Origin of the sequence: Selenomonas sp., assembly GCF_052169755.1 — a bacterium.
Classification (GTDB): Bacteria; Bacillota; Negativicutes; order Selenomonadales; family Selenomonadaceae; genus Selenomonas.
Genome location: NZ_JBQNBV010000124.1, coordinates 1 through 6,120, shown reverse-complemented (window position 1 = coordinate 6,120; position 6,120 = coordinate 1). Strand labels below are relative to the sequence as shown.

Annotated in this window: 4 protein-coding genes; all 4 read right to left on the bottom strand. The window is 50.0% G+C overall.

Features of this window, described 5'->3' with window-relative positions:
• The coding region (locus ACTTKG_RS08565; protein ID WP_442673797.1) for a DEAD/DEAH box helicase family protein at positions 1–2,052 on the bottom strand (2,052 nt) is incomplete at its 3' end.
• Positions 2,053–2,060: 8 nt separating this feature from the next.
• The gene (locus ACTTKG_RS08560; protein ID WP_442673796.1) at positions 2,061–3,950 is read right to left on the bottom strand and encodes a site-specific DNA-methyltransferase; all 1,890 of its coding nucleotides are present in this window, start codon (positions 3,948–3,950) and stop codon (positions 2,061–2,063) included.
• Positions 3,947–4,675 carry a DUF4391 domain-containing protein gene (locus ACTTKG_RS08555; protein WP_442673795.1) on the bottom strand — a complete coding sequence of 243 codons (729 nt, stop codon included), beginning with the start codon at positions 4,673–4,675 and terminating at the stop codon, positions 3,947–3,949. Before ACTTKG_RS08555 ends, ACTTKG_RS08560 begins: the two co-directional genes overlap by 4 nt.
• Positions 4,672–6,120, bottom strand: a 1,449-nt coding sequence (locus ACTTKG_RS08550) for a C-terminal helicase domain-containing protein (RefSeq protein ID WP_442673794.1), incomplete at its 5' end; no start/stop codon positions are given. The genes ACTTKG_RS08550 and ACTTKG_RS08555, both read right to left, overlap by 4 nt.

The following is a 6,120-nucleotide window of genomic DNA, read 5'->3' as shown; positions in this document are numbered from 1 at the left end:
GCCGCAGGCGCGACGGCAAACATCTTCGATCTCCTTGCGGCAAGGCGTCAATTCCTCGGGAAGCGGCAGATCTCCCGTCTCCAAATCACGGCGCAGATTTTCCTGCACCTTGCCCAAAGCGTCAATATACTCATGCTCACGGAAAAAAGTGATAAGCTTCTTCGCCTTTTCCAGCCCCAGCACATTCTCCTCGCCCTTCTCATCAGGCGCGACGAGTTCTGCAAAGTCCGTAAGTTCCAAAACGCCGAAGTGAATGCCGTCCTCTTGATACTCCTTCTGCAAGGCGGCGGCAAATTCGTCATAGCTCTCATTCGCGATGACCGTGAGGATGTTCACGCTCCGATCGTATTGACGCTCGCCCTTCTGATCGACGCAGAGCCTTAGACCGCGCCCGATCTCCTGCCGCTTCTTTATCACGCTCGCCGTTTCGTTCAATGTGCAGATCTGAAAGACATTGGGATTGTCCCAGCCCTCCTTGAGCGCAGAATGGGAAAAGATGAAGCGTACCTTGCAGTCGAAGGACAGGAGCTTTTCCTTCTCTTTCATGATGAGGTTGTAGGTGCTTTCATCTACCATCGCATTTCCCTTAGTGTCCTTCCACTTCCCGGGCTTCTCCTTGCTGCCCTTGTCTGCGGAAAAATAGCCGTCATGCACTAGGTCGACTTCCACCTCTGCGCCATGAAGTGCCTTACGCAATTCCTTATACTTCGGCTTTCCGATTAGTTCGCAATATATCTCTTCAAACCAAAGCGCATACTTGCCCTTATGCGCCCCCTCGTTATCGTACTCGCGGTAATTCTTCACCTTGTCGATGAAGAACAGGCTCAAAACCTTGATCTCCTTCGGCTGCAGAAGCAGTTCCTTCTCAAGATGCTCCTCAATGGTTGCACGCATCTGCTGGCGCTTGATCTCATCGGCATGAATCTCTCCGACAACTTCATGAAGATGCAGCACCTCAGGGCGCGAGGCGAAGTCGACGTATTCCTCGCCTGCACCGCAATAAATATCGTTGACGATATAGCCTGCATAGACGTCGCGGCCGCCCGATTTCTCATAGATGTCGTCGCCCTGGCGCACCGTGATGGGCTTGCGCTGGACGGCGCCGCTCTTCATCTTCTTGTCAATCTCGATCTTCGCCGTGATGGGCGATCTTTTATTATCCACCGACTTCAGGCAGAAATAGGCGTCGTTATGCGCGTCCTGGACGGCGAAGCTGTCGACCTCGATGCCCTTGACGAGCTTCTTGTTGAAGCTGTCGACGGCGTCGAGCTTGTAGAGCTTGTTCTCCACGCGCACGGGCGTCGCCGAATAGCGCAGGGTGCAGAGCGGATGGAGGCTTCGCACGGCCTCCAACTGTTTGTCCGTGCTGATCGTCGACTGCGGCTCGTCGATGACGACGATGGGATTCGTCTCGCGCAAAAGCTCGATGGGACGCGCCCCGCCGAACTTCTTATCGTTGTCGCGATTGATGAGGTTCATTTTCTTCTGAAAAGCGTCGATGATGATGACCATGATCTGGATGTCCGTGTTCACAGCGAAGTCACGAATCTTCTCGATATGGTCGCTGTCATAGACGAAATAATCGTATGTCACATTGTTGTAAAGCTCACGAAAATGCTCCTTCGTGATGTCGAGCGTCTTCTTCACGCCCTCCTTAATGGCGTTGCTCGGCACGACGATGGCGAACTTCGTGAAGCCGTACCTCTTGTTCAGTTCCAACAAGGTGCGCAGATAGACGTACGTCTTGCCCGTGCCCGTCTCCATCTCGATGTCGAAATGCAGTTCCTGCCCGAGACTTTCCGACTGCGGCAGGCCGTGCCGCGCTTGGACGGCACGCACATTCTTCAGCAGATCTTCCTGGTCAAGACGCAGAAGATTCCCCACGCCCTGCTGTGCACTGTAGAGGTTCTGTCCTGCGGCGAATTGCTCTTCCAGATTATCGGCTACCGTGAAAAGCGCAGGCTTCGCCGTCTGTCCCTCAAACACATCGCAAACGGCGGCAACAGCTTCCTGCTGATACGTGAGGGAAGGATCGAATTGCAGCTTCATCATGCTCCCTCCTAGATCGAAATAAAGGCGTCTTCATCAAGTCCCGCACTCTTGAGCGTTTCCTTGATGTTCGTCTTCTCCTGATCGGAAAGGAATCCCGTATCGCGGAAAACGACCTGCCATGTCTCGGGCGCATATTCCTCATGCAGCTTGAGCAAGGCTTCCGCCGTCTCCGTGGAAATCGGCGATGCGAGGCAAATCATCAAAGCGCCTGCACCGATGATGTAGATGGTCTGACCATCCACCTCGCGCTCCTCGACCTCATAGGAGAGGTCAAGTCCGAGCTTCAGCGCGATTTCGTAGACGACATCAAGCTCCGTGCGACCGGGCAGGAAGTTATCCATGCTCTCTTGCAGCGCCCCCTGCAAATCTTCGGGCTGCGGCTGCCACTTTTGCAAGTTCGAGCTGTCGAGCTTGAACACCTTGAAGCCGATGTCGAGCGATGCCGCCTGCTCTTCATCCTCGCACTCCGCCTTAACATTCTCCCCCGCACGACGAATGCGCTCCTTGCCGATTTCGCAGATATTCTCATAGCCTGCCTTACGCGCTTCAGAATCCACAGGTGTAGTTTCAGGAAGCTGAACAAGAATAAAGCGACGATTGCCGCCATCTTCGGCATTGAGGTTCATTACAGCATGAGCGGTGGTAGCAGAGCCGGAGAAGAAGTCGAGGACGATACTATTCTTTTTCATAGAACTCCGAATCAAAAATTGTATTAAGTCTTTCGGTTTCGGGAAATTAAATACTTTTGCTTCTAATAGTTTCGTCAATTCTTTAGTCCCGTTCTGGGACATTCCTATATTTTTAGAAAAATGTGTACTCACTGGTTTTCTTCCAAAATTTTCTCCATCTTTTTTTATATCATCTTCCTGCCAGTAACGTAAAACAGGTTTCGTGATTCGCAAGAAATCATAATCACCAGGAAAAACTATTCTTTGTTCTTCCAGATATTGCGGATAACTGTCTTTAGTTATCCGCCAAACGGCATTTGGATTAGCTGGATACACTTTTCCTGTTTTGGGATTGACTATAGTAAAAAAGCTATTTGGACGCTCACTAGCAGTGGTTTGTTTGGATAAATCATGTATGCGCCATGGTCTATCGAGGAAATCCTCTGTTGTATAATATCTGCGGCTATTTCCCTCTACACTTGCAACAAATAAACTTGATTTAACATAACACAATATTTGCTCATAGTCTTGTGAAACACCAAAAGGAACATCTGATTTTGCAGTTCTTTTCCGCCATGGAAAAGATGCCACAAAATTCCCTTCTCCAAACACCTCATCACAAATCTTCTTCAAATTCCCCTGTTCATTATCATCAATCGAAATAAAAATCACACCATCATCACTCAACAAATTTCTCGCCAATCGCAGCCGTGGGTACATCATATTGAGCCAATCGGTATGAAAGCGTCCATTGCTCTCGCTATTCGTCCCTGTACGATGCCCCTCGTCATCGACCTGCCCTGTAATACGCTTATAGTTTGCAACATTATCGCGAAAATCGTCCTTGTAAACGAAATCTTTTCCCGTGTTGTAGGGCGGATCGATATATATCATTTTCACCTTGCCATGATAGCTTTTTTGCAGGAGCTTCAAGACTTCAAGGTTGTCGCCCTCGATATAGAGATTCTCGGTCGTGTTCCAGTCCTTGCTCTCCTCCTTGCACGGACGCAGCGTGCCGGTCGAGGGCGTCTGCGAAAGGCGGAGCGCCTTGCCCTTGCCGTTCCAGCGGAAGCTGTAGCGCTCTTCCTCATCGTCCACATAATCGCCCAACAGTTGGCGCAGGACGTCGAAATCGATCTTCCCCTCCTCAAATGCTTCAGGAAAAAGCTGCTGCATCGCCGCCAGATTTTCCTCCATGATATTTAGGGATTCTCCCGCTAATTTTTTCATATCTCTCCGCTCCCTTGCTCAATGATATTTACTTTTTCGCGCTTGAGTTTCTGCAGTTTCGTATTGATTTCCAGCTTGCGGTTGAATTGACTTTCCTTCTTCAGCTGACCCCGAAGACTCGTTATTTCCTGCTCGATCTTTTGAAGTTGATTCATCGTTTCCCTTGCCGCCTCGCCGGATATGCCCTGCGCAGAAATTCCAACTTCCGTCAAATGACGGCGGCTGACCGTATCGAACCACGCCTCATACAGGGCGCAAAAATTCGTCGAGGGCATTCTCCTAAGGGACATGTCTTCCCAGAATTGATCCGCCTCTGCAAGCCATTCTGTCTGCTCCGTCGCCGTCAAGGTCATACGACTGCTGTCCGCTTGATTTTTTCGCAGCTTCCCCAGCCAAAGCTGCATCTTGTCGCCTAATACGAAGAAAAGCAGCATAGGGTAAGGAATTGACCGAAAAATGATTTCAGCCAGCCGCTTCAGCTGCTTTTCCTCTCGAAGAACGACTTCCATCACTTCGATTTCAGGATAGTCACGCTCCTCATCGGCAAATGATTGAATGAAGGTGTTTTCCGTTTTGAGCGCATATCGCCAATACATTTTCTCTACATGGTCAAAGATTTTCTTGTCGGAAGAGGATAGCTCCCCACTCTCATAAAACTGCTTTTTTGCCACGACCCGGTCAATGCGGGCATGGTCGTTCAAGTTCAATTTTTCATAAATCGTCATTTCAGCACCACGAAATCTACCAGCTCAAAATCCGCCATGCCGTCATCAAAACTTTGGGGCATCGCTGTGCCGCCCTTGCTGAAGAGACTGGCAACCCCCACCTCCTGCTTTTTGCCGATCAGATCCTCGATGGACTTGGACAGCAGCGCGGAATATTTCTCCATGCGCCGCCCGTGCTTAGTCTCGGCGTTGAACACATCCGCCAAATCCTTGGCAACCGTCTTTTGCCCCGAACAGAATTTCTTGAGATAGTCCAGCACCTGTTTCGCTTGCAGGAAATTCGCCTCCACCTTGCCATCTTCGGTGATGTAGGCGAGATAATAGGGGAAGAGAGGATTTTGCTCTTTCGTCTGCCGTGCGCCCTTGATTTGACGCAGTACGAAAATCACACCGGGCTGCACCGTATCGCGGAGATTGTCGGAAATCCTCGCTATGGCGTAGAGTCCGCTCGGTGCATTGGATAGTTCTTCCTCATGTTCTTTCATGTACTCCATGAGGTCGATCTTGAAGTCATTAAAAGTCAAGTCTGTGATAGAAATGCCGCCGGAAATATCTTCCAAGTCAACCACTTCATTTTGGAGCTTTTGGAGTTGTTTCTTGCGATACTCAAGGTCATTCATTTCCTTGTTTTTTTGCTCGTCGATGATATTTTCTTCTCCCGTGGCGGAGACATCTAAAAGCACCATGCGTCCCTTTACCCGCTGGGCAAGATCGATATAAGCGTCCAGGTCTTCCGTCGGCCAGAAGTTTACGAGCTGTATCACTTCATTTTTCGAGCCGATGCGGTCGATACGCCCGAAACGCTGAATGATGCGCACAGGATTCCAGTGGATGTCGTAGTTGATCAGATAGTCACAATCCTGCAAATTTTGTCCTTCCGAGATGCAGTCCGTCGCAATCAGGATGTCGATCTCTTCCTGCATATCGGGGAAGATGTTTTTTCCTTCCTTTGAAGCAGGCGAAAACAGCGTCAGCACCGTATTGAGATCGGAAAGTCTGATGCTCCGCCGCAAAGCAGCAGGAATGGGAAGAGTGGACTTATTGCTCTCCGAGCCGCCCGTTACCAAAGCGGTGTATATTCCGGAGCTTTCCATGGCGGGAGCAATGTTTTTGTACAGATACTCTGCCGTATCGGCAAAGGCGGTGAAAATGATGAGCTTGCCGTTGCCGGGGTTGATGGGGTCCTCGATTTTACGGGCAATACGGTTTTTGAGTGTCTGAAGCTTGTTGTCGCGCTGAGGTGTAATGACTTTGGCACTCTTGAGGATTTCGGCAAGTTCCTCTGCATCCTGCTCCAAGTCTTGACGCCATTTGATTAAATCCATATCTTGGAGCAGCACCTTGATCTTGCTGCCAAAAACCAGATCCTGCGTGTCCAAGCCTTCCTCGTCAAAATCCAATTCCTCGATATTCAGCTCGGCATGGTATTCCCCTTCGTGACGTTC

What these genes read in the sequence shown, in the direction of transcription:
- ACTTKG_RS08560 (WP_442673796.1), bottom strand. Translation starts at nt 3,950, where the DNA reads ATGAAAAAATTAGCGGGAGAATCCCTAAATATCATGGAGGAAAATCTG.
- ACTTKG_RS08555 (WP_442673795.1), bottom strand. Translation starts at nt 4,675, where the DNA reads ATGACGATTTATGAAAAATTGAACTTGAACGACCATGCCCGCATTGAC.